The 19,997-nt window shown below is 53.3% G+C and carries 19 protein-coding genes; 12 read left to right on the top strand and 7 right to left on the bottom strand.

The genetic code is table 11. The features are described from left to right. Positions 1-67: 67 nt before the first annotated feature. Positions 68-277 (bottom strand): DUF1127 domain-containing protein, encoded by a 210-nt coding sequence (locus IT971_RS19900; RefSeq protein ID WP_063092502.1) that lies wholly within the window; start codon positions 275-277, stop codon positions 68-70. A 154-nt stretch (positions 278-431) separates the two neighbouring features. Between IT971_RS19900 and IT971_RS19895 the strand changes: the two genes are divergently transcribed. The 7 genes from IT971_RS19895 to IT971_RS19865 all read left to right on the top strand — a co-directional run bounded on the left by IT971_RS19895 (position 432) and on the right by IT971_RS19865 (position 8,998). Continuing rightward, positions 432-1,358, top strand: coding sequence for a LysR substrate-binding domain-containing protein (locus IT971_RS19895; protein ID WP_063092503.1), 927 nt, complete (start codon positions 432-434; stop codon positions 1,356-1,358). Between the two features lie 310 nt (positions 1,359-1,668). Continuing rightward, positions 1,669-3,549 (top strand): extracellular solute-binding protein, encoded by a 1,881-nt coding sequence (locus tag IT971_RS19890; RefSeq protein ID WP_065701861.1) that lies wholly within the window; start codon positions 1,669-1,671, stop codon positions 3,547-3,549. A 3-nt stretch (positions 3,550-3,552) separates the two neighbouring features. Then, positions 3,553-4,662, top strand: coding sequence for a microcin C ABC transporter permease YejB (locus tag IT971_RS19885; RefSeq protein WP_063092505.1), 1,110 nt, complete (start codon positions 3,553-3,555; stop codon positions 4,660-4,662). 2 nt (positions 4,663-4,664) lie between these two features. Then, the gene (locus IT971_RS19880; RefSeq protein ID WP_063092506.1) at positions 4,665-5,696 is read left to right on the top strand and encodes an ABC transporter permease; all 1,032 of its coding nucleotides are present in this window, start codon (positions 4,665-4,667) and stop codon (positions 5,694-5,696) included. Positions 5,697-5,706: 10 nt separating this feature from the next. Further along, complete coding sequence (locus IT971_RS19875) at positions 5,707-7,341, top strand: ABC transporter ATP-binding protein (RefSeq protein ID WP_063092507.1); 1,635 nt, start codon at positions 5,707-5,709, stop codon at positions 7,339-7,341. An 81-nt stretch (positions 7,342-7,422) separates the two neighbouring features. After that, on the top strand, positions 7,423-8,109 hold the full coding sequence (locus IT971_RS19870; protein ID WP_063092508.1) for a hypothetical protein: 687 nt from the start codon (positions 7,423-7,425) through the stop codon (positions 8,107-8,109). Between the two features lie 220 nt (positions 8,110-8,329). Next, on the top strand, positions 8,330-8,998 hold the full coding sequence (locus IT971_RS19865) for a LysE family translocator (protein ID WP_063092509.1): 669 nt from the start codon (positions 8,330-8,332) through the stop codon (positions 8,996-8,998). A gap of 324 nt (positions 8,999-9,322) precedes the next feature. Here the strand turns inward: IT971_RS19865 and IT971_RS19860 are convergent, their stop codons facing one another. Together IT971_RS19860 and IT971_RS19855 are read right to left on the bottom strand one after the other, a co-directional pair. Next, positions 9,323-9,670, bottom strand: a complete 348-nt coding sequence (locus IT971_RS19860) for a MarR family winged helix-turn-helix transcriptional regulator (RefSeq protein WP_007088785.1) — start codon at positions 9,668-9,670, stop codon at positions 9,323-9,325. Between the two features lie 94 nt (positions 9,671-9,764). Beyond that, entirely contained in the window at positions 9,765-11,165 is a 1,401-nt protein-coding gene (locus IT971_RS19855; protein WP_063092510.1) for a M17 family metallopeptidase, read from the bottom strand. Positions 11,166-11,493: 328 nt separating this feature from the next. On the opposite strand from IT971_RS19855, the gene IT971_RS19850 reads away from it, so the two are divergent. The 3 genes from IT971_RS19850 (at position 11,494) to IT971_RS19840 (ending at position 13,194) form a co-directional block, all read left to right on the top strand. Beyond that, complete coding sequence (locus tag IT971_RS19850) at positions 11,494-12,159, top strand: glutathione S-transferase family protein (protein ID WP_063092511.1); 666 nt, start codon at positions 11,494-11,496, stop codon at positions 12,157-12,159. Between the two features lie 27 nt (positions 12,160-12,186). Continuing rightward, positions 12,187-12,822 carry a uracil-DNA glycosylase family protein gene (locus tag IT971_RS19845; RefSeq protein WP_007088788.1) on the top strand — a complete coding sequence of 212 codons (636 nt, stop codon included), beginning with the start codon at positions 12,187-12,189 and terminating at the stop codon, positions 12,820-12,822. 81 nt (positions 12,823-12,903) lie between these two features. Next, complete coding sequence (locus IT971_RS19840) at positions 12,904-13,194, top strand: 4a-hydroxytetrahydrobiopterin dehydratase (RefSeq protein ID WP_007088789.1); 291 nt, start codon at positions 12,904-12,906, stop codon at positions 13,192-13,194. Between the two features lie 116 nt (positions 13,195-13,310). On the opposite strand, the gene IT971_RS19835 is transcribed toward IT971_RS19840, so the two are convergent. The 4 genes from IT971_RS19835 to IT971_RS19820 all read right to left on the bottom strand — a co-directional run bounded on the left by IT971_RS19835 (position 13,311) and on the right by IT971_RS19820 (position 17,106). Beyond that, the gene (locus IT971_RS19835; RefSeq protein WP_063092512.1) at positions 13,311-14,072 is read right to left on the bottom strand and encodes an SDR family NAD(P)-dependent oxidoreductase; all 762 of its coding nucleotides are present in this window, start codon (positions 14,070-14,072) and stop codon (positions 13,311-13,313) included. Positions 14,073-14,250: 178 nt separating this feature from the next. Then, entirely contained in the window at positions 14,251-15,123 is an 873-nt protein-coding gene (locus IT971_RS19830) for a DMT family transporter (protein ID WP_063092513.1), read from the bottom strand. Then, positions 15,120-16,097, bottom strand: a complete 978-nt coding sequence (locus IT971_RS19825; RefSeq protein WP_063092514.1) for a DMT family transporter — start codon at positions 16,095-16,097, stop codon at positions 15,120-15,122. The genes IT971_RS19830 and IT971_RS19825 overlap by 4 nt, the downstream gene beginning before the upstream one ends. Then, the gene (locus IT971_RS19820; RefSeq protein WP_255356823.1) at positions 16,090-17,106 is read right to left on the bottom strand and encodes a DMT family transporter; all 1,017 of its coding nucleotides are present in this window, start codon (positions 17,104-17,106) and stop codon (positions 16,090-16,092) included. Before IT971_RS19820 ends, IT971_RS19825 begins: the two co-directional genes overlap by 8 nt. Before the next feature lie 155 nt (positions 17,107-17,261). On the opposite strand from IT971_RS19820, the gene IT971_RS19815 reads away from it, so the two are divergent. Then, positions 17,262-17,726, top strand: coding sequence for an Lrp/AsnC family transcriptional regulator (locus IT971_RS19815; protein WP_007088794.1), 465 nt, complete (start codon positions 17,262-17,264; stop codon positions 17,724-17,726). A 236-nt stretch (positions 17,727-17,962) separates the two neighbouring features. Continuing rightward, the gene (locus IT971_RS19810; protein WP_063092516.1) at positions 17,963-19,921 is read left to right on the top strand and encodes a potassium/proton antiporter; all 1,959 of its coding nucleotides are present in this window, start codon (positions 17,963-17,965) and stop codon (positions 19,919-19,921) included. Positions 19,922-19,997 lie beyond the last annotated feature (76 nt).

Here is a 19,997-nt window from a genome sequence, read left to right as displayed (position 1 = left end):
CCCTGCAGGCGGAAAAGTCGGGGAGACATAATAAATACTCTCGGTTTGGTGCCTTTAAGCGAAATGCTCAGGCTTTCCAGAACGGCTTGGCTGCTTCGATACGGGCTTCATATACGTCCCAGCCAATGTCGCGCAGGAGATGGCTGTCCATCGTCGCAAGCTTCTGGCGGAGAATATAACGTTTCGCCCACTGACGCGGGAGTTCCATAACATTTGTGATGTTGTGGTGACGTCGGGTGGTGACAAAAGCACCGGCATCTTTGGTGATCGCGACCATGATCTTATTCCTTCAATCTATCGGCCAGCTCTCAGTTTGTATGCGGCCTGAATGTGTTTCGTTTTGCTAAACCCAGAGTTACGCCTAAAAACACTTGCGCTCAAACCATCTTTTGTCATCATTGCATGAGTTTTAATCATGCAAGATGATCGTCATGAAACGCCGTCCATTACCGTTAAACGCGCTTCGTGCCTTTGAAGTGGCCGGTCGACTTGAAAGTTTCACCAAAGCTTCACATGAGCTTAATGTTACACAAGGGGCGGTCAGTCGACAGGTTCAGCACCTGGAGGATGTGCTGGGGCGGCAATTGTTCGAACGTCATCACCGCCGATTGAAACTGACCCGGCCAGGGCGGAATTTGCTGGCGTCCCTGACGGCGGCATTTGATTCGATTGAACTGGCGGTGTCGCGTATCGAAAACCGGCCTGATGACACGCAGCTTAAGGTCCTGTCGCCCTTGACATTTGCCATGCGCTGGATCGTGCCGCGTCTTGGCCGGTTTCAGATGGAACATCCTGACCTGCAGGTACAGCTTGGCACCTATAGTGACGATGCCGCCCCGGTTGATTTCAATGAAACCGATATTGCCATCCGTTTTGCTGATACGCCGGGCGACCAGCTGGTGCATGAATTTCTGACCGGGGAACGGCTTTTGCCGGTATGTCATCCCAATCTGGCAAAGCAACTGAAAAGACCGGAAGACTTTGGCAATGTGACCCTGCTGCATTGTTCGGCACAGCGTGAGGATTGGCGTATCTGGTTAAAAGGAACCGGGATTGAGAGCGTCGATCCGGACCGGGGACCTGTTTTTGCGACCCTTGATATGGCAATGGAGGCCGCGGCCAGCGGATTTGGTGCGGTAATTTCCGATCCGGCAATGATCGGGGAATATGTTGTGACCAATAGACTTATGGTGCCGTTCGATTTGCCGGTTGATAGTCCCTATGCCTATTCGCTGTGCTATCCCGAAGGAAGGTTGGAGCGGCGAAAAGTGAAGGCATTTCGCGATTGGTTGATGAGCGAAATCAAGATCGAGACAGGCAAGCGCAAGCTTGTGCAAAAAGAATCAGGAACGGAATGACAGTTTCAAGATGATGCCTTGAAATTGAACCATTTTATTCCTCATTATGAATATGTCGTTTGGACCAAATGGCTTTGCGGACGTAACGTCGGCGTAACCGGTCCCGTTTTCTTGGCGGGAATTGTCCGGAACGTTCCGATCATTGCGTCCGTAATGATGTCAGATGGTTCAATGATGCGTATTGGCCCTGCCGGGGTTCGGGCTTCGAGCCGGGCACATTTCAGGAATAAATATGACGCGGCAAGAAGGCGAGACGTGCATAGCACGGAAAAACGGGAGCCGGGGAACGTTTTCCCGTTGTGTCGGGGGTATGCTTCTGGCGGTTGTGATCGGGTTACCAATCGCAATGGCCGGTCCGGCAGCGGCACAGACAGGCGACAAGCCCGACATTACACCGGCCCCGACAGTTCCGGTAGCAGAGGAACAGCTCAGTCCGCTAACCACTGTGTCACATGGCATATCGCTTTATGGTGATCTGAAATACGGTCCTGATTTTCGGCATTTCGATTACGTCAATCCGGATGCGCCCAAGGGCGGGACGCTGGTGCAAAGTTCCATCGTCTCGTTTGATACATTAAACCCCTTCACGCTGAAGGGGACGGCAGCAAGCGGCCTTGGGCTTATGTATGACAGTCTGATGGTGTCGAGTGCGGATGAGCCTTCGTCACTTTATGGTTTGATTGCGCGTAGCGTTGAATATCCGGTCGATCGATCCTTTGTGATTTTCCATCTTGATCCTCGGGCGCGCTTTCAGGATGGCACTGATATCACCGCCGAAGATGTGGTGTTTTCATTCAATATCCTGATTGAAAAAGGCAGCCCTGTTTACCGGCAGTACTACGCGCAGGTCGATAAAGTCGAAGCGCTTGACGATCTGACGGTGCGTTTTGATTTCAAGCCGGGCAATAATCGCGAATTGCCGATGATTGTTGCCGAACTTTCCATCATGCCAAAGCATTACTGGGAAGGGCGGGATTTTTCCAAGACGACCTTTGATCCTCCTGTCGGCAGTGGGGCCTATAAAATCAAGTCTTTCGAGGCCGGTCGCCAGATCACCTATGAACGGGTCAAGGATTACTGGGCGGCGGATTTGCCGGTCAATCGCGGCAGCAATAATTACGATACGCTGCGGTTTGATACCTATCTTGATCCCGATGTATCACGTCAGGCGTTCTTTGCCGGTGAATACATGATCAGAAGCGAACATTCATCGCGCGAATGGAGCACGGCATACAACACCCCGGCAATCCAGAACGGCCAGATCAGGAAGGAATTCCTGCCTGACAATCTGCCAAACGGTATGCAGGCCTATGTGTTTAACACACGCAAGCCCCTGTTTTCTGACATCCGTGTTCGGGAGGCGCTGCAATATGCGTTTGATTTCGAATGGCTGAACCGGGCGATGTTCTATGGCGCGTATAAGCGCAATGTCAGCTATTTCGCCAATTCGGAACTTGCGGCAACCGGCGTGCCGGAAGGCGAGGAGCTTGATATTCTGAAAGGATTCAGAAGCCAGCTGCCGCCCGAACTGTTCACCCAGCCGCCGCAATTGCCGAACTTTGATGCGCCCAATGGTCGACGCGAAGCATTGCGTCATTCGATGAAGCTTTTGCAGGAGGCGGGTTGGCAGTTGCGCAACATGCAACTGGTCAACAGAAAGACCGGCGAGCCGTTCCGGTTCGAACTGATTATCCGCCAGCCAGGGCTTGAGAAAATCGCGTTGGTTCTTAAAGCCCGTCTGCGCCAGCTTGGCGTGACCATGGATATTCGCATGATTGATACCGGGCAGTGGGTTAATCGTATTCAGGCCTATGATTTCGATATGACGACTTTCTGGTGGACGCAAAGTCTTTCACCGGGGAACGAGCAGCGGATTTTTTGGTCATCCGCCGCCGCCGACCAACCCGGCAGTCGCAATTTTGCGGGTATCAGAAGTCCGGTCATTGATGAACTGACCGATCTGGTTGTGGATGCCGACAGCCGGGAAAGTCTTGTGCAGCGGGTACGCGCGCTTGATCGCGTGTTGCAGTGGGGATTTTACGTGATCCCGCAATATTATCTTGGCGGGGATCGGATGGCCTATTGGGATGTGTTCGGGCGACCTGACGAGGTGCCGCTTAAGGGAACATCGGTCATGACATGGTGGATTGATCCCGAAAAGTCGCGGCAGCTTAAGAAGGGAGGGTACTAGGCCATGCTGAATTACATCCTGCGTCGTCTTTTGCTGATCCCGGTGACGCTGTTCGGGATTATGGTTCTGAACTTTGCAATCGTGCAATTCGCGCCGGGCGGCCCGGTCGAACAGATGATTGCCCAGTTACAGGGCACGGATGTTTCCGCAACCGCGCGCATCAGCAATCAGGGGGCTGATAGTGGGGGCGGCGGTGGTGCCAGCGGGGGAAACAATTTTTCCTCGACCTCGAACTACCGTGGGGCTCAGGGACTTGACCCCGAAATCATCACCCAGCTTGAAAAGCAGTTCGGGTTCGATAAACCGGCTTACGAACGTTTCTGGATGATGATGAAAAATTATCTGACGTTCGATTTCGGCCAAAGCTATTTTCAGGATCGCGATGTGGTCGATATCGTGATTGATAAGATGCCGGTTTCGATATCACTTGGCCTTTGGTCGACATTGATCATCTATATCATTTCCGTGCCGCTTGGCGTTGCCAAGGCCGTGCGGGACGGATCGAATTTTGATGTCTGGTCATCGGCGGCGATCATTGTCGGTTATGCCATTCCGGGTTTCCTTTTTGCCGTGATGCTGATCGTGGTGTTTGCCGGTGGAACCTATTTCGATCTGTTCCCGTTAAGGGGGCTGACATCATCGAATTTTGATGAATTGTCGCTTTTGGGCAAGGTTGCGGACTATTTCTGGCATCTGGCATTGCCGATTACGGCATTGACCATTGGCGGATTCACCACGCTTACGATGCTGACCAAGAACTCGTTTCTGGATGAAATCAACAAACAATATGTGGTGACCGCGCGGGCCAAGGGACTGACGGAAAAGCGGGTTCTGTACGGACATGTCTTCCGCAATGCGATGTTGTTGGTGATTGCCGGTTTTCCCAGTGCACTGATCGGGTTGCTGTTTACCGGTTCGGTCCTGATTGAAGTGATTTTCTCACTCGACGGACTTGGATTGCTGGGTTTTGAAGCCGTGATGAAGCGTGATTATCCGGTGATGTTTGCGACACTTTATCTGTTTACGTTGTTTGGTCTTGTTCTGAACCTGATCAGTGACCTCAGCTATCACCTGATTGATCCGCGGATCGACTTTGAAGCGCGGGAGAATTGATCATGAACAACATCATTCTTTCGCCGTTGAACAAACGCCGGATCGCAAATTTCCGTTCCAACAAGCGCGGATACTGGTCGCTTGTGATTTTCACGATCCTGTTCGTCATCTGTCTGGTCGCTGAGCTGGTGGCCAATGACAAGCCGATCTTCGTCAAATATGACGATAACTGGTATATCCCGATCCTGTCAGACCACCCTGAAACCGTTTATGGCGGCGATTTTGACGTCGAAACCGATTTCTATGATCCCTATATCCTTGGCAAGATCGAGGAACACGGTTTTGCCATCTGGCCGCCGATACCGTTTTCTTACAATACCATCGATTTTGAAATGCGCGAGGCACAGCCCGCCCCGCCATCGTTCCGGCATTGGCTGGGAACAGATGATCTTGGGCGCGATGTTCTGGCGCGCCTGATTTACGGATTCCGGATTTCGATCCTGTTTGGCCTTGCCTTAACGGCGATCAGTTCGGTGATCGGGATCGCGGCTGGTGCGGTACAGGGCTATTTCGGTGGCTGGATTGACCTTGGTTTCCAGCGTGTGATCGAAATCTGGTCCGGATTGCCGCAGTTGTTCATCCTGATCATTCTGGCCAGCCTGTTTGCGCCGGGTTTCTGGACGCTTTTGTTCATTCTTGTGCTGTTTAGCTGGATGAGTTTGACGGGGCTTGTGCGTGCGGAATTCCTGCGGGCGCGCAATTTCGAATATGTTCGGGCTGCACGCGCATTGGGCATGACCGATTATCGCATCATGTATCGTCATGTTCTGCCGAACGCGATGGTGGCAACGATTACGTTCCTGCCGTTTGTGTTGAACGGTTCGATCGTGGCCCTTACATCGCTTGATTTTCTGGGGCTGGGCATGCCGCCCGGATCGCCGTCGCTTGGCGAGTTGCTTGCACAGGGTAAAAACAACCTTCAGGCACCGTGGCTTGGCATGACGGCGTTCTTTGCAATCGCGATTATGCTGAGTTTGCTGATCTTTATCGGCGAGGCGGTGCGCGATGCCTTTGATCCACGAAAAACCTTCTAGGGGAACGGTTATGACGACCAATCAATCGACACAGCCGCTTCTGGAAGTAAGGGATCTTTCGGCAAGTTTTGCCGGTGTTCCTGCGGTCAAAGGCGTTTCGTTCACCATGAAGCGTGGTGAGACCATGGCGCTTGTGGGGGAAAGCGGATCGGGTAAATCGGTGACCGCACTTTCCATCCTGCAATTGCTGCCCTATCCGCGGGCCAGCCACCCGGGTGGTTCTATCCTGTTTGACGGGCAGGAAATGGTCGGAACGGATGCGAAAATTCTGCGACAAATTCGGGGCAACCGGATTGCAATGATTTTCCAGGAACCGATGACATCGTTAAACCCGCTGCACAATATCGAAAAGCAGATCGGCGAGGTGTTGCTGCTTCATAAGGGATTGCGCGGTGCCAAAGCACGGGCGCGTATTCTTGAGCTGCTTGATCTGGTGGGTATTCCCGATCCGGCCTCGCGTCTTAAAGCATTGCCGCATGAATTATCGGGTGGACAGCGCCAGCGCGTGATGATTGCCATGGCATTGGCAAATGAACCGGAATTGCTGATTGCCGACGAGCCAACCACGGCCCTTGATGTAACCATTCAGGCGCAGATACTTGAATTATTGAAGGATTTGCAGGCCAAGCTTGGCATGGGTTTGTTGCTGATTACCCATGATCTTCAGATCGTGCAGAAGATGGCCGATAATGTCTGCGTCATGAAGGATGGCGAGGTGGTTGAGCGCGGCACAGGCCGGGGGCTTTTTGACAATCCGCAGCATCCTTATACCCAAAAGCTTCTGGCGGCAGTGCCAAGTGGTAATGCCCCGCCATTGCCCGAAAATGCAAAGGAACTGATCCGAACCAATGAGATTCTGGTGCGGTTCCCGATTGGTAAGAAGGGGATTTTGGGGCGTCCGGAATATTACCTTGATGCTGTAGACCATATATCGCTTACCCTGAGGCAGGGCGAGACGCTGGGTATTGTCGGCGAAAGCGGATCGGGCAAAACGACACTGGCGATGGCGATCTTGCGGCTTTTGTCGTCCACCGGTGATATCTGGTTTGACGGTAAAGATGTGCGGCAGTTTTCCGGGGCGGATTTGCGGGCCCTGCGCCGCGACATGCAGGTGGTGTTTCAGGACCCTTTCGGATCCCTGAGCCCGAGGATGTCAATCAGCCAGATCGTGGGCGAAGGGCTTGAAATCCATCATCCGGAAATGTCGCGGCAGGAGCGTACCGAACGCATTGCCGAAGCCCTGCGCGAAGTTGATTTGCCGGTAAATGCGATGGACCGGTATCCACATGAATTTTCCGGCGGACAGCGCCAGCGTATTTCGATTGCGCGTGCACTTGTTTTAAAGCCGCGTTTTATGGTGCTTGATGAACCGACCTCGGCACTTGATATGTCTGTACAGGCGCAGATTGTTGATCTTTTGCGCGATCTTCAGGCGCGACACAAGATGGCCTATCTGTTTATCAGCCATGACCTTCGGGTTGTGCGTGCGCTTTCGCATCGGGTGATGGTGATGCAGGGCGGGCGGCTTGTCGAAAGCGGAAATGCCGACGAAGTCTTTGAAAATCCGAAAGAATCCTATACAAAGGCTTTGTTGGCAGCAGCGCTTGATTTGCGTGCTGCGGGGCTGGAGCTTGTGCAGAGCTGACCCCAAATCGGAACTTGACGGGACAATTGGCGTTCGTTGGGTATTGCGTAAAATTAATAACGGGCTGAAAGCAAACTGTTCATGACCGAACCGGCAAGAAAACCGAAAGCGTTCAGGAACTGCCTTTTCAAATCGCTTTTGGCGATGATGATCGGGATTGCGCTGTTTGGTCCGGATGCACAGGCATCGGGCGGTGGGCAAGAGGACGCAAAGCCGTCTGAAAGTGCCGAGCCAAAAGAACCGCAAATTCCGGAAACGGTGATCGAACCGGATTCAATTGCGCTTACCGTTGTTTTGCCCAAGAGCGGCGCGATCCGGCAAATGGTGTTCTATGTCTGGCTTGAAGCATCAAGTGTTGCTGATCGTGCGGTCATCGAGCAGGCAGAGCCAAAATTATTGAATGCGTTCCTGCGAGATCTGCAACGCATCATGTATCGCGATACCCAGAACCGATACGAGAAACTTGAAGCAGGCAAACGTGGTTTTGTCTATAACGGGCCGGAGCTGATTGCACCACCGCCGCCCAAAACACCAGAAGAACTAGAAGCAGAAAAAGAAGCCTTAGAAGCGGCGAAAGAAAAGGGCGAGGAAATCAAATCCGAGCCACCGTTCTCTCCGTTCCGTCCAACAACCAATAGGTATTTTGCAGCACTTCAGAGCCGGCTTCTGGCAACCGCACGCGGCATCGTGCCGCCAGAATCAATTCGTTCGGTTCAGGTGCGCAAATTTTATGATAACTGGCCCGGCGACAAGAAGCCGGGCCGCTAAGGTTATTTCGCCCGCCTAAAGGCATACCCGCCGATACCGTATCGGTAATTCAAAACAATTTCCTTCTCCTTACCCGAATGGTTTTTGTTCGGTGTGATCCATTGCCGGGTTACCTGTTTTCAGGATGCCTGATCGGCAGATGCCAGCAGTGCACAGAGTGCACTTGTATGGTGACATGGGCGTGATATTCCGTCTTGATTGACGTAATCCGTGGAATGAAATGTCGATTGAAACATGGCTCAGCTTTTGCGCACTTGTATCGCTTATGGTGGCAACGCCCGGGCCCAGTGTCCTGATCGGCATGTCGCATTCGTTACGTTATGGACCGCGCCCGACCATGATTACCGCCCTTGGTGATGTGACCGCAAACATGATCCAGATGGTGATTGCCGCGGTTGGCTTGGGGGCGTTGCTGGCGACATCGGTGACGGCGTTTGGCGTTGTCAAATGGTGCGGCGTCGCGTTCCTGATTGTCATCGGTCTGACGGCAATCCTGCGAAAACCCAAGGCATCAAGAAATGATAACGATACCGAAATAAAAATCAGAACAGGGTTTGAGCCGGTACGAAAACGTCGGTTGTTTAGCGAAGGTTTTCTGGTTGCAGCGGGTAACCCGAAAGCGATCGCGTTTTTTGGTGCATTATTCCCGCAGTTCATCGATCCTTCGGTGGACCTTTGGTCGCAATTGGTGATCCTTGGGATCACGTTTGTGATTTTTGATTACACATTCGTAATGATGTATGCGTTTGGTGCCGCAAGACTGATGCCATGGTTGTTGAAACGTGGTGGAAAAAACACGATTGGCCGGATCAGTGGCGGTGTTTTGATTGTTGCCGCCCTGCTTTTGTCCCTGATTGACATGCCTGAAAGCGTGGCGCGGACCCGCTAGGCCGAAAGTTGGATCGGGTATTATTTCTTGGCGTCAAAGCTGCGTGTTTTGGGCTCGTGATACAGGTGATTGTCAGTAACGTTTTGATATTAAATACTAAAAATATATTCTGTTTGACGAAATACAGAAGCTTCGAACAAACCAACTGGTCTGTTTGATGCCTATTCTTACGTATGAGAAGGGAGAGTTTTAGCTTTAGGACAGATTTTCTGTCCCATTTCCCGACCTTTGGTATTCAGACCAGCTATTGGCGACAGAATATCAATTCAATTTCGCCTGACCTACTGCCACGAGACCCGAACGTCATCGGATCAAGAGATCGATCTATTCGGTTTTCTTCCCCGCGGACACGATAATATCGCCAAATTCGCGCAGGAAGACAGAACCCTTCACAGTGCGCTGAATCAGAACGGAGCGACGATCATCTTCGTCGACCTTGCGTTTGACCATGCCCAGTGAACTGAGGCGGTCAAGCGCACGTGTAATCGCTGGTTTGGAGATATTCAGGGCGTCGGAAAGGCCCCGAACGGTATGCGGGGCCGGGGTCAGATAAACAGTCAGCATAAGGGCCATCTGGCGAGCCGATAGGTCGGGAGAGTCCCGACGCACGCTTTCAACAATCGCGATACGCCAAAGGTCAAGCGCCTGAGACGGTTTGATCTCGATCGACATGCCTGTGCCCAACAATTAATTTGTTACGAATACGTAATCTGTCTACCTGACCCCTGCGCGGATGTCAAAGGTCTAATTGGGAAAATCGAAATGTTTACTTTCCGTAACGATCCGCAATGAGCTTGAAAGCGGCCCGGATTCCTTGGGCTTCGCCGCCTTCGGGACGTCCGGGACGTGCCGAAGGATTCCACGCCATCAGGTCGATATGGGCCCAGGCTTTTGCACCTTCGGCGAAGCGATCAAGGAACAGAGCCGCAATGATCGCACCGCCATAGGGCGAACCGGAAATGTTGTTCATGTCGGCCGCCTTGCTATCGAGCATCGGACGATAATCATCCCACAACGGCAAGCGCCACATCGGATCATTCAGCGCCAGACCATTTTCCAGAAGGCCATTGGCAAGGTCGTCATTGTTGGAAAACAGTGCCGGCAGGCCAAGGCCCAGTGCAACACGTGCAGCCCCGGTCAGAGTTGCGAAATCAAGCAGGATTTCGGGATCCTCGGCCGCGGCTTCGGTCAGGGCATCGGAGAGAACCAGGCGACCTTCGGCATCGGTATTGCCAACTTCGACGGTGATGCCCTTCCTGGTCTGAAGGATGTCGCTTGGCCTGTATGCCTTGCCCGAAACCATGTTTTCAACAGCCGGGATCAGAACACGCAGGCGCACCGGAAGACCCGATGCCATGATCATACGGGCCAGACCAAGAACCTGTGCCGATCCCCCCAGATCCTTTTTCATCAGAAGCATGTTGCTTGACGGTTTGAGGTCATAGCCGCCGGTGTCAAAGCAGACACCCTTGCCGACCAGTGTGACCTTGGGCGCGTTCTCATCACCCCAATGAAGATCAATCAGGCGGGGGGCACGATCGCTGCCTTTGCCAACCGTGTAGATCGCCGGGAAATTGCGTTTGTTCAGGTCTTCGCCAATGATGCTCGTCACCTTTGCGCCAAACTCTTCGCCAAGGCGACGTGCTGCGGCTTCGAGTTCTTCCGGCCCCATATCATTGGCCGGAATGTTGATCAGGTCGCGTGCAAGTCCGATACCACGCGCGATATTTTCAGCACGTTTGGTCGCATCGTTTGACGGAATGGCAAATAGCGCACGTTTCGCGGTGCTGGCTTCTGATTTGCGGTAGCGATCAAAACGATACCCGCCAAGGTAAAGACCAAGAACGGCCTTTTCGCATATGGCATCATTTTTTGTAACATCATCTGTCAGGATATATTCACCCGCGGGCAGGGCAGTCGGAAGTCCAGCAAAATCCCACTGGGTTTTGGCATCGTCGACATAGCTGATCACGATGGTCTGATAGGTACCCGCGTCACCGGCAAGGGCAAGATGGGTGCCGCGTTTGCCGTCATAGCCGGACGAGGCAATCCATGCCTGATGAGCATCGGACTGTTTGCCGAGCCATTTTTTGAAATCGGATTCTTGAACTGCCGTGATGCGGACCGGGTTGGAGGGCTTTTCAGACGAGATAATGTGATCGAACAATTTGATACTTCCCTTGTGGTGACGTGTTGGCGAGAGTGGTGGGGCTCTTGAGCAGGCAGTCTGTTTAGGCCTGTTATTGCGAGATATGACTTCGATCTTACGGATGCCACCGTCAATCGGCAATCGCCCAAAAGAAAACCCCGCATCCGGAAATATAATTCGGGATGTGCTGGGTGACTGCGACATTGATTGGCAGACCTTGAATGATCATTTGCCGGATCGCCAAAACCGAGCACGGCCCGGTGACTGAACGGCCTTGAACCGGGTTTTGAATAGCCCGATAGTGTGTTGGCCGCCCCCTTTTGGTTTGAATGAAGGATACCTTCCTATGGAAACGCGCCCCATTCTGTATATCGGTAATAAAAACTATTCTTCGTGGTCGCTTCGCGCGTGGCTGGGCCTGCGTGTGGCAGGGATCGATTTCGAGGAAAAGCTGATCCCGCTTTATAGCGAAGAATGGCATGCCAAGGCCGAAGTCGTCTCGCCGAGCAAAAAGGTCCCCGCACTTTTTGATGGCCGGAAAACCATTTGGGAAGCGTTGAGTATTCTGGAATATTTTGCGGACAGTCGACCTGATGCGATGTTGTGGCCGCTTGATCTTGATGTGAGGGCGATTGCGCGGTCTGTCTCGCTTGAAATGCATGGCGGGTTTGGTGCGATCCGCAGCAACATGCCGATGAACTTACGCAAAACATTGCCCGGGCGTGGCCGAAGCGAGATCGTCGAAAAAGAAATCGCGCGCATCTGCGAGATTCTCAAAACATGCCGCACGCAGTTTGGTCAGGGGGGAGACTTCCTTTTTGGGCATTTTTCGATTGCAGACGCGATGTTTGCGCCGGTGGTGACCCGGTTCAAAACTTATGACGTGTCGCTTGATCCCATCGGTAATGCCTATATGGAAACCATTCTTGGATTGCCTGAAATGGTGGAATGGTATCGCGACGCCATGGCCGAGGAATGGGTTGTTGCCGGTGGCGAACTTCCCGACGCATAGTTCGATACCTCAAAACAGGAGCATGCAATGGCCGGATTAACCGGCAGGCTTCCCGAAATCGATCCGCCGGGTGGTGACCCCGCACTTGACGATCTTCTGGTCAATGTCCGGGCCTGTCGGATATGCGAAAGTGCATTGCCCCTGGGCCCCAGACCTGTCGTGCGGATGGCGGCGGGTGCCAGAATCCTTGTGATCGGGCAGGCACCGGGGACGAAGGTGCATGAAACCGGGCTGCCGTGGAATGATGCATCGGGGGACCGGTTGCGCGATTGGCTGCAAATGCCGGTTGAGGATTTCTATGATCCGGGCAAGCTTGCCATCATGCCTATGGGATTTTGTTATCCCGGCCGGTTTGAACGTGGTGGTGATTTGCCACCGCGCCCCGAATGTGCACCGACATGGCATGATGCATTGCTAAAACATTTGCCCGATGTTGGATTAACACTTCTGATCGGGCAGTATGCGCAGGAACGTTATCTTGGCCCGCGCCGGGCAAAAAGCATGACCGAAACGGTACATCTATTTGCCGAGTATTTGCCAGACGGGTTACTGCCGATGCCGCATCCAAGCTGGCGCAATACCGGCTGGATCAAAAAGAACCCGTGGTTTGAAAGTGACCTTTTACCGGTGTTGCGTGAACGTGTGCATTGCCTTTTGAAGTAGGGACTGCTTTGCACCGTTCAATATTTGGCAAGTTTCCGGTGTCATGGTCAAATGGGATCAAGCAAAAAGCAGGAGGTCACAATGAGCAAACTGGACAAAACCGCCATCGAAGCTGCGCTTGTTAAACTCGATGGCTGGAAACTGGCAGAAGACGGGTTATCAATCGGCAAGGTTTACATGTTCGGTGATTTCAATTCGGCATTTGGTTTCATGACGCGCATCGCGATACAGGCCGAAAAGATGGATCACCACCCGGAATGGTTCAATGTTTATAACAAGGTGGGGGTCACGCTGACAACTCACGACGCGGGTGGCGTGACACAAAAAGACATCGATCTGGCGACTTTTGCCGAAACGGTTATCGCCCACTAGGTGCCGTGTCGGACGATAGGGGCTGATCCTTGATCAAAGCTGGAAAATAAACGCCCTGCCATTGCGGGACTGGCAGGGCGTTTTTCGTGGCAGCGGTTCCCGTTTGGGGGGCTGGCTTATTTGGGCTCCAGCCTTACCGCGCCATCGATGCGGATCGTTTCGCCATTAATCATTTCATTTTCACATATATGTAGGGCCAATCGGCCATATTCCGCCGGATCGCCAAGGCGTTTGGGGAAGGGAATGTTGGCCGCAAGTGCCTGCTGCATGTCGTCGGGCAGGGCGGTGACCATGGGCGTGCCAAACATGCCCGGAGCAATCGAAACGACACGGATGCCGTGCCGGGCCAGTTCGCGCGCTGCTGGCAAGGTCATCGCGGCAACGCCGCCCTTGGATGCCGAATAAGCGGCCTGTCCGATCTGACCTTCGTAGGCGGCGATGGATGCGGTATTGACGATAACCCCGCGTTCACCACCTTTGGTCGGTTCATTGCGGCTCATGGCGGTTGCGGCAACGCGCATCATGTTGAATGTCCCGATCAGATTGACATTGATCACGCGCGCAAATGCATCAAGATCTGCCGGGCCTTCGCGACCAACAATGCGTTCGCCTTGCAGGATGCCTGCGCAATTGACCAAAATGGATGGAATGCCTTGGGTCTTGATAACGTCGGAAATCGCGTCTTCGACGCTTTTGGCGTTTGATACATCAACCTTGTAACCGATGCCGTCAAGTTCGACTGCTGTTGTTTTGGCGCCTGCTTCATTCAGATCAAAGGCCGCAATCTTTGCCCCGGCGGCTGCAAGCACGCGCGCGGTGGCGGCGCCCAGGCCCGATGCGGCCCCGGTGACAATGGCAATGGATCCCTTGACCTGCATGACATGAAATTCCCTGTTTTGATCCCGATAAACAAATAATAGGTAATTCTATACCAAATTATTTGTTTATCGGGCAAGGGCATTTGACCGTCTGAGTTCAAGGGGAAGAGTTTGGATGTTGCGGTGTGGGTGTGGTCCCGGCTGGCCGGGTGGTTTTCGAACTGTTCAGGTTTGCTGTTCAGGCAATTTTGCGTTCACGCAAGGCAACATAGACTGCCGCTGCGATAATCAGGGCGCCACCGGGAAATATCCAGATGTCGGGGACTTCGCCAAACAGGATCAGGGCCAGAATGGCGATGATCGGCAGGCGCAAATAGGAAAATCCGACAAAGAAGCTGTAATCGGCAAATTGCAGAGCTTTGACATTGCAAACCTGCATGACGTTCATCATCGCGGCCGCCAGCACTATCAGGCCAAGCACATGCCAGCTTGGCGTTTGCCAGACAAACAGGGCCGGAATTAAGGAAACTGGCGTTGTAATCAGCATCAGGTAAAACAGAAGGGCGGTGGTGCTTTCGGTGGCAACCAGTCGCTTGGTGATGAGCCCGGCACTTGCCATGCAGATGGCTGCGGCAATTGGCAGAAGGCTTGCCGGTTGCATGGCGGCCGTTCCGGGCTGAATGATCAACCCAACACCAATAAATCCGACAAAAACGGCAAGCCAACGGTGAATGCGGATGGTTTCGCGAAGGATCAGCGCGGCCAGAATGGTGCCAAATAACGGGACGGTAAAGTTAAGTGTCGTGGCCTCGGCCAGTGGCAGATAAAGCACCGCCAAGAACCACAAACACATTTCCGATGCCGACAGAATACCGCGCAATCCAAGAAGTGGCAGGCGTTTGGTGTGTAAGGGGGCGAATCCACCGCGCATAACTACTGGTGCGATCATCAGCAGTCCGAACAGAAACCGCAGGAATACAGCCTGATAGGGGTGAAGTTCCTCGGTGGCAAAACGAATTGTCAATGTGAAGCAGGCTGCAAGAATCGCTGCCGATAGGGCATAAAAACTGGCCTGTACCGTGGCGGGTTGGTTTTTGAACCAGTTTTTCATCTGCGCTCTGACCCATTAATATTTTGTCGATTATCGCGTGACGGGGGTGGGTCAAGGTCAATCGCCGCGGCTGACGGGCCGCGATTGATCCGTCTTGCTTCTTTGGCGAGTTTGGCTTCGCGCCGTGCAATGAACAGTGCGGACCCGATGATCAAACCCGCACCGGGCAACAGCCAGATTTCAGGGACCTCACCGAACATGACCAAGGCGATGGCGACAACAAAGGGCAGGCGCAGATAGTTGAAGCCGACGACGAAACTGTAATCGTATATTCGAAAAGCATTGGTATTACAGATCTGGGTGATGTTGGCGATAAACGCACCCAGTGCCATCAAACCAAGCGCCTGCAGGCTTGGTGTCTGCCAGACGAGGAGCGCGGGGATGAATGTCAGTGGCGTGGTCAACAGCATCATGTAAAGCACGATGGTTGTACTGTTTTCAGTTTTGGACAGCGACTTGATCGTCAACCCTGCGCTGGCCATGCAAAGGGCGGCTGCAATTGGCAGAAGGCTTGCCAGTTGCATGGTTTCGCTGCCGGGGCGGATAATGATGACGACACCGATAAAGCCTGCCAGAAGGGCGGCTACGCGGTATTTTCGAACCGCTTCACCCAGAAATATCGCGGCAAGGACGGTACCAAACAGCGGGACGGTGAAGTTCAGCGTCGTTGCTTCGGCCAGCGGCATATAGGCAATGGCGGAGAACCAGAAGCTCATGGCCCCCATCGACAGCAAGGCGCGCAACAGAAACAGCGGCATCCGCTGTGTTTTCAGCTGTGCAAAACCGGACCGGAGCGCGATGGGAGCGATGAAAAGAAGCCCAAATAAGTTGCGAAAGAAAACAGCCTGCAGCGGATCGATTTCACGGGTTGCTATGCGGACAATCACCGAAAAAAGGGCGGCCATAAGCGATGCAATCACGGCGAAAACAGATGCCTGAAGATAGGGGGGCAGGCTGTTGAACCACCTACGCATCAATGCGGCCTGCTTTGCTTTCGGGGGTGCTTTCCGGATCTTCGGGCGGGTTGATGGTTTTTGCCTTGGTGACCGGGATCGCCTGAGAATCCGCGGCTGCCGTTGTCGGCATACGGCGGCGGCGCTTTTCCTTTCTGGCCAGAACAGCTTCGCGGCGCGCGATATAAAGGGTTGAGCCAATGATCAGCGACGCCCCGGCCCAGGTCCAGAAATCGACGGTTTCACCAAACATGATGAAGGCAAGGGCCGCGACAAATGGCAGACGCAGGAAATCGAAGGCCATGACATAGGACTGGTCGGCCGTGCGATTGGCGCGCACAAAAAGCTGTTGTCCCGCAGTCGCCAGAACAGCGATTGCAAGAAGTACCCCAAGCTGTTCCCATGTCGGATTTTGCCAAAAGAAAAGGGCCGGGATCAGTGACAGGGGCGTCATGATCATGCCCATCCATGTCACGATGGCGTTGGCACTTTCACTGCGCGAGAGCATCTTGACCGTTGTTACGGCAAAGGCAGTAAACAGGGTCGCCAGAAGGGCAAGGATCGCACCGGTTTCAAGCGTTTGTCCGATCGGACGCACAATGATCATTGCGCCAATAAAGCCGAGTGCCACAGCCGTCCAGCGGCGCGCCCTGACGGTTTCATGAAGGATCAGGGCAGCAAGGATGGTGGTCAGGATCGGGACCGTGAAATTGATTGCAATCACCTGTGCCGCCGGGGCAATGGCAAGTGCCGAAAACAGGCATAGCATTCCGGCCAGTCCGATGACCGCCCTGATGAAATGCAATTTCAGTTTCAGCGTACGCAGACCAACCAACCGGTCGCGCAGCATCCAGGGGATCATTGGGATCAACCCGAACAGATTACGGAAAAAAGCTGCTTCGAAGGGATGAACTTCGCGTGTGATGTAGCGGATAAGCACCGCCATCGCCGCAAAAAGGATTGCAGCACCGGTCATTAAAAGGGCGCCGCGAAGCGCATCGTCATCCCGAGAAACACGAAAAAGATGCATGATCATCAACGAATAAGACTGATTTTATAAAAAATCCAGTCTTGATCAGCGAAATAGTCCTACCATTTGTTGATGGCGACCCGAAAGTTTCATGCCTACACAGTTTTCGTGTAAGATCGTCTGATATTGATAAAAATTCTTCAGGGGGATGTTTTATGGATGCCATTGATCGCAAGTTGATCGACATTTTGCAGGATGACGCGTCTTTGTCTTATTCGGCGCTGGGGACGAAGGTCGGCCTTTCTGTTTCGGCGGTGAATGACCGTGTGCGCAAATTGCGCGAACAGGGGGTTATCAAGGCTTACCGCGTCGAAGTTGACGGCAATGCGATTGGTCGCGCACTTACCGCAATGGTCTGGTTGCGCACCGACCCGGCCAAGGGAAACAAGAAACTGGTCAAGTCGCTGATCAAGGCAGACGAGGTTCTTGAATGTCATCACATGACCGGCCGATTTGATTTTCTGTTGAAATTGCGCCTGCGCGATACTTCTCATCTTGAAAGCTTTGTGACGGATACGATCAAGGAAGTCCCCGGCGTGGTCGAGGTTATTCCGGAAATTGCCCTGTCTACAGCCAAAGAAACCGGCTTTGTTCCGGCAATGCTTGATGGCGATAAATGATTGGCTGTGCTGAATTATAACCGGTGGAGAGAATTGATTTCATTTGCCTGATATTTGACCAAATATCGGGTAATCCTGCCGCAAGAATGCCGCCTTTGCGCGCTTTAAGCACATCATTGCAAGATGAGTTGCCGTAACGCATTTCAAACTTTCCTGTCTTGGAAAACATTTGACAGGAACCTGACGGGTTTTTCGACCTGTCTCACGATAATGACAAACAGGATGGAGACGCGAGTATGATCGAATCGATGAATCTGGTGATCCTGATTGCATCGGTTCTGGTCGTTGTTGCGGTCTTTACCAGTCTGATCAGTTTCCGGGTTGGTGCACCCTTGTTGCTTGTTTTCCTGTTTGTCGGCCTTGGTGCTGGCGAGGACGGGATTGGCGGCATCAATTTCGATAATGCGCCGCTGGCTTATTTTATCGGGTCCATTGCGCTTGCGATGATCCTGTTTGATAGCGGATTTGAAACCCAGCTTCGAACCTTGAAGATTGCAGCCGCACCCTCGCTCGTACTGGCGACGGTCGGGGTCATGTTGACCGCGTTTGTCGTTGGCGGGGTCACCTGGCTTGTGCTTGATGTGCCATGGCTGGTGGCCTTGTTGTTCGGGGCGATTGTCAGTTCGACGGATGCGGCGGCGGTGTTTTTCCTTTTGCGGGTGGGCGGGATAAATTTGCGCGACCGTACGCGCAGCACACTTGAAGTCGAGTCCGGTTCGAACGATCCCATGGCGGTGTTTCTGACCATTTCGCTGGTCGAACTGATCATGCAGGGCGGCGGGGATAATCTGGCGCTGGAACTGCTTGAACGGTTTGTTCTGCAAATCGGACTTGGGGCTGTTTTGGGTCTTCTGGGTGGCATGGCCATCGTCCAGATGATCAACCGGGTCAAGCTTGAACCCGCACTTGTTCCGATTGTAACGCTTGCCTGCGCGCTTAGCCTTTTTGGCGCAACCAGTATCGTTGGTGGCAGCGGCTTTTTGGCAGTTTATGTCGCCGGTCTTTATGCTGGCAACAGTCAGATGCGCATGAGTGTCGGGGTGCGCCGGTTCCAGCACGTAACCACCTGGCTGGCGCAGATCGTGATGTTTGTCACCATGGGGTTGCTTGCAACACCGTCACAGTTTGGTGATGTGATCATTCCCGGGGTTATTCTGGCGCTTGTACTGGTGTTTGTCGCCCGCCCGGTTGCGGTATGGCTTTGCCTGATGTTCTTCAACTTCTCACGCAATGATACCGCTTTTATTTCATGGGTTGGTTTGCGCGGGGCGGTTTCCATCCTGCTTGCGATCGTGCCGATGGTGGAAGGTGTTGAATATGGCCAGCTTCTTTTCAACACGGCCTTTATTGTTGTGATCACGTCGCTGCTGTTGCAGGGGTGGACAATCCGGCTGATGGCGCGCTGGCTGGGCATTATGATTCCGCCGCGACACGGGCCGGTCGATCGTATCGACCTTGAACTGCCGGGCAACGCCAATCAGGAAATTGTCGTTTATCGCGTTCACAGCGAAAGTGCGGTGGCAACCGGGCAACGCATTCCGCGCTGGGCACGGCCGAGCCTGATTTTGCGCGATGGCAAATCGTTACGCCCGCACAGTGCCGGGCGCATCGAAGGCGGTGATCAGGTTTATATCATTACCCCACCGCGCCATGTCGAACTGCTTGATCAATTGTTCGCCGGTCCGGCCGAGGGGGCAAATGACGTCGACCTGTTTGGTGATTTCAGTTTCCCACCCGATACCCGTATTGCCGATCTTGGCCGTTTGTATGGCTTTGTGGTTGGGGACGCGGACGAAGAGGCGACCGTTGCCGAAATCCTTGAACGCAACCTTTCGGGCGATATCGAACCTGGGGACCGGGTTGCCTATGGCATGGTTGAACTGATTGTTCGTCGGATCGATGATACGCACGAGATTGTCGAAGTTGGCATGGCGGTCGAACAGAAACCGGTCAAGCCCAAACGCCATCTGCCGATGTTCCATTCGCGCACAGAATTGCTGGCAATCTGGAAGGAATGGCAGCGTCGTCGCCTGCGCGAAAAAATGCGCAAGAAGCGTGGTGATGATGTTCTTGATACCGATGACGCCAAAGAACCCGGAGATGACATGTCGATTGTCGACGATGCCGCCAATGATGGCGAAAATGATGATATCGGGCCGGTGCGGGCAGAATCGGGAAAAAGCGATAAATCTTAGGGATGGGACGGAAAGTCCATTAGTATGTCTAATGGATAGATGAGTTTTGCTGGTTTGTCTGTTTGGCAAAAACTGC

This window comes from Thalassospira sp. B30-1 (assembly GCF_015767575.1).
Classification (GTDB): domain Bacteria; phylum Pseudomonadota; class Alphaproteobacteria; order Rhodospirillales; family Thalassospiraceae; genus Thalassospira; species Thalassospira xiamenensis.
The sequence above is the reverse complement of the archived record's forward strand: the minus strand, read 5'-3'. Positions and strand labels throughout refer to the sequence as shown.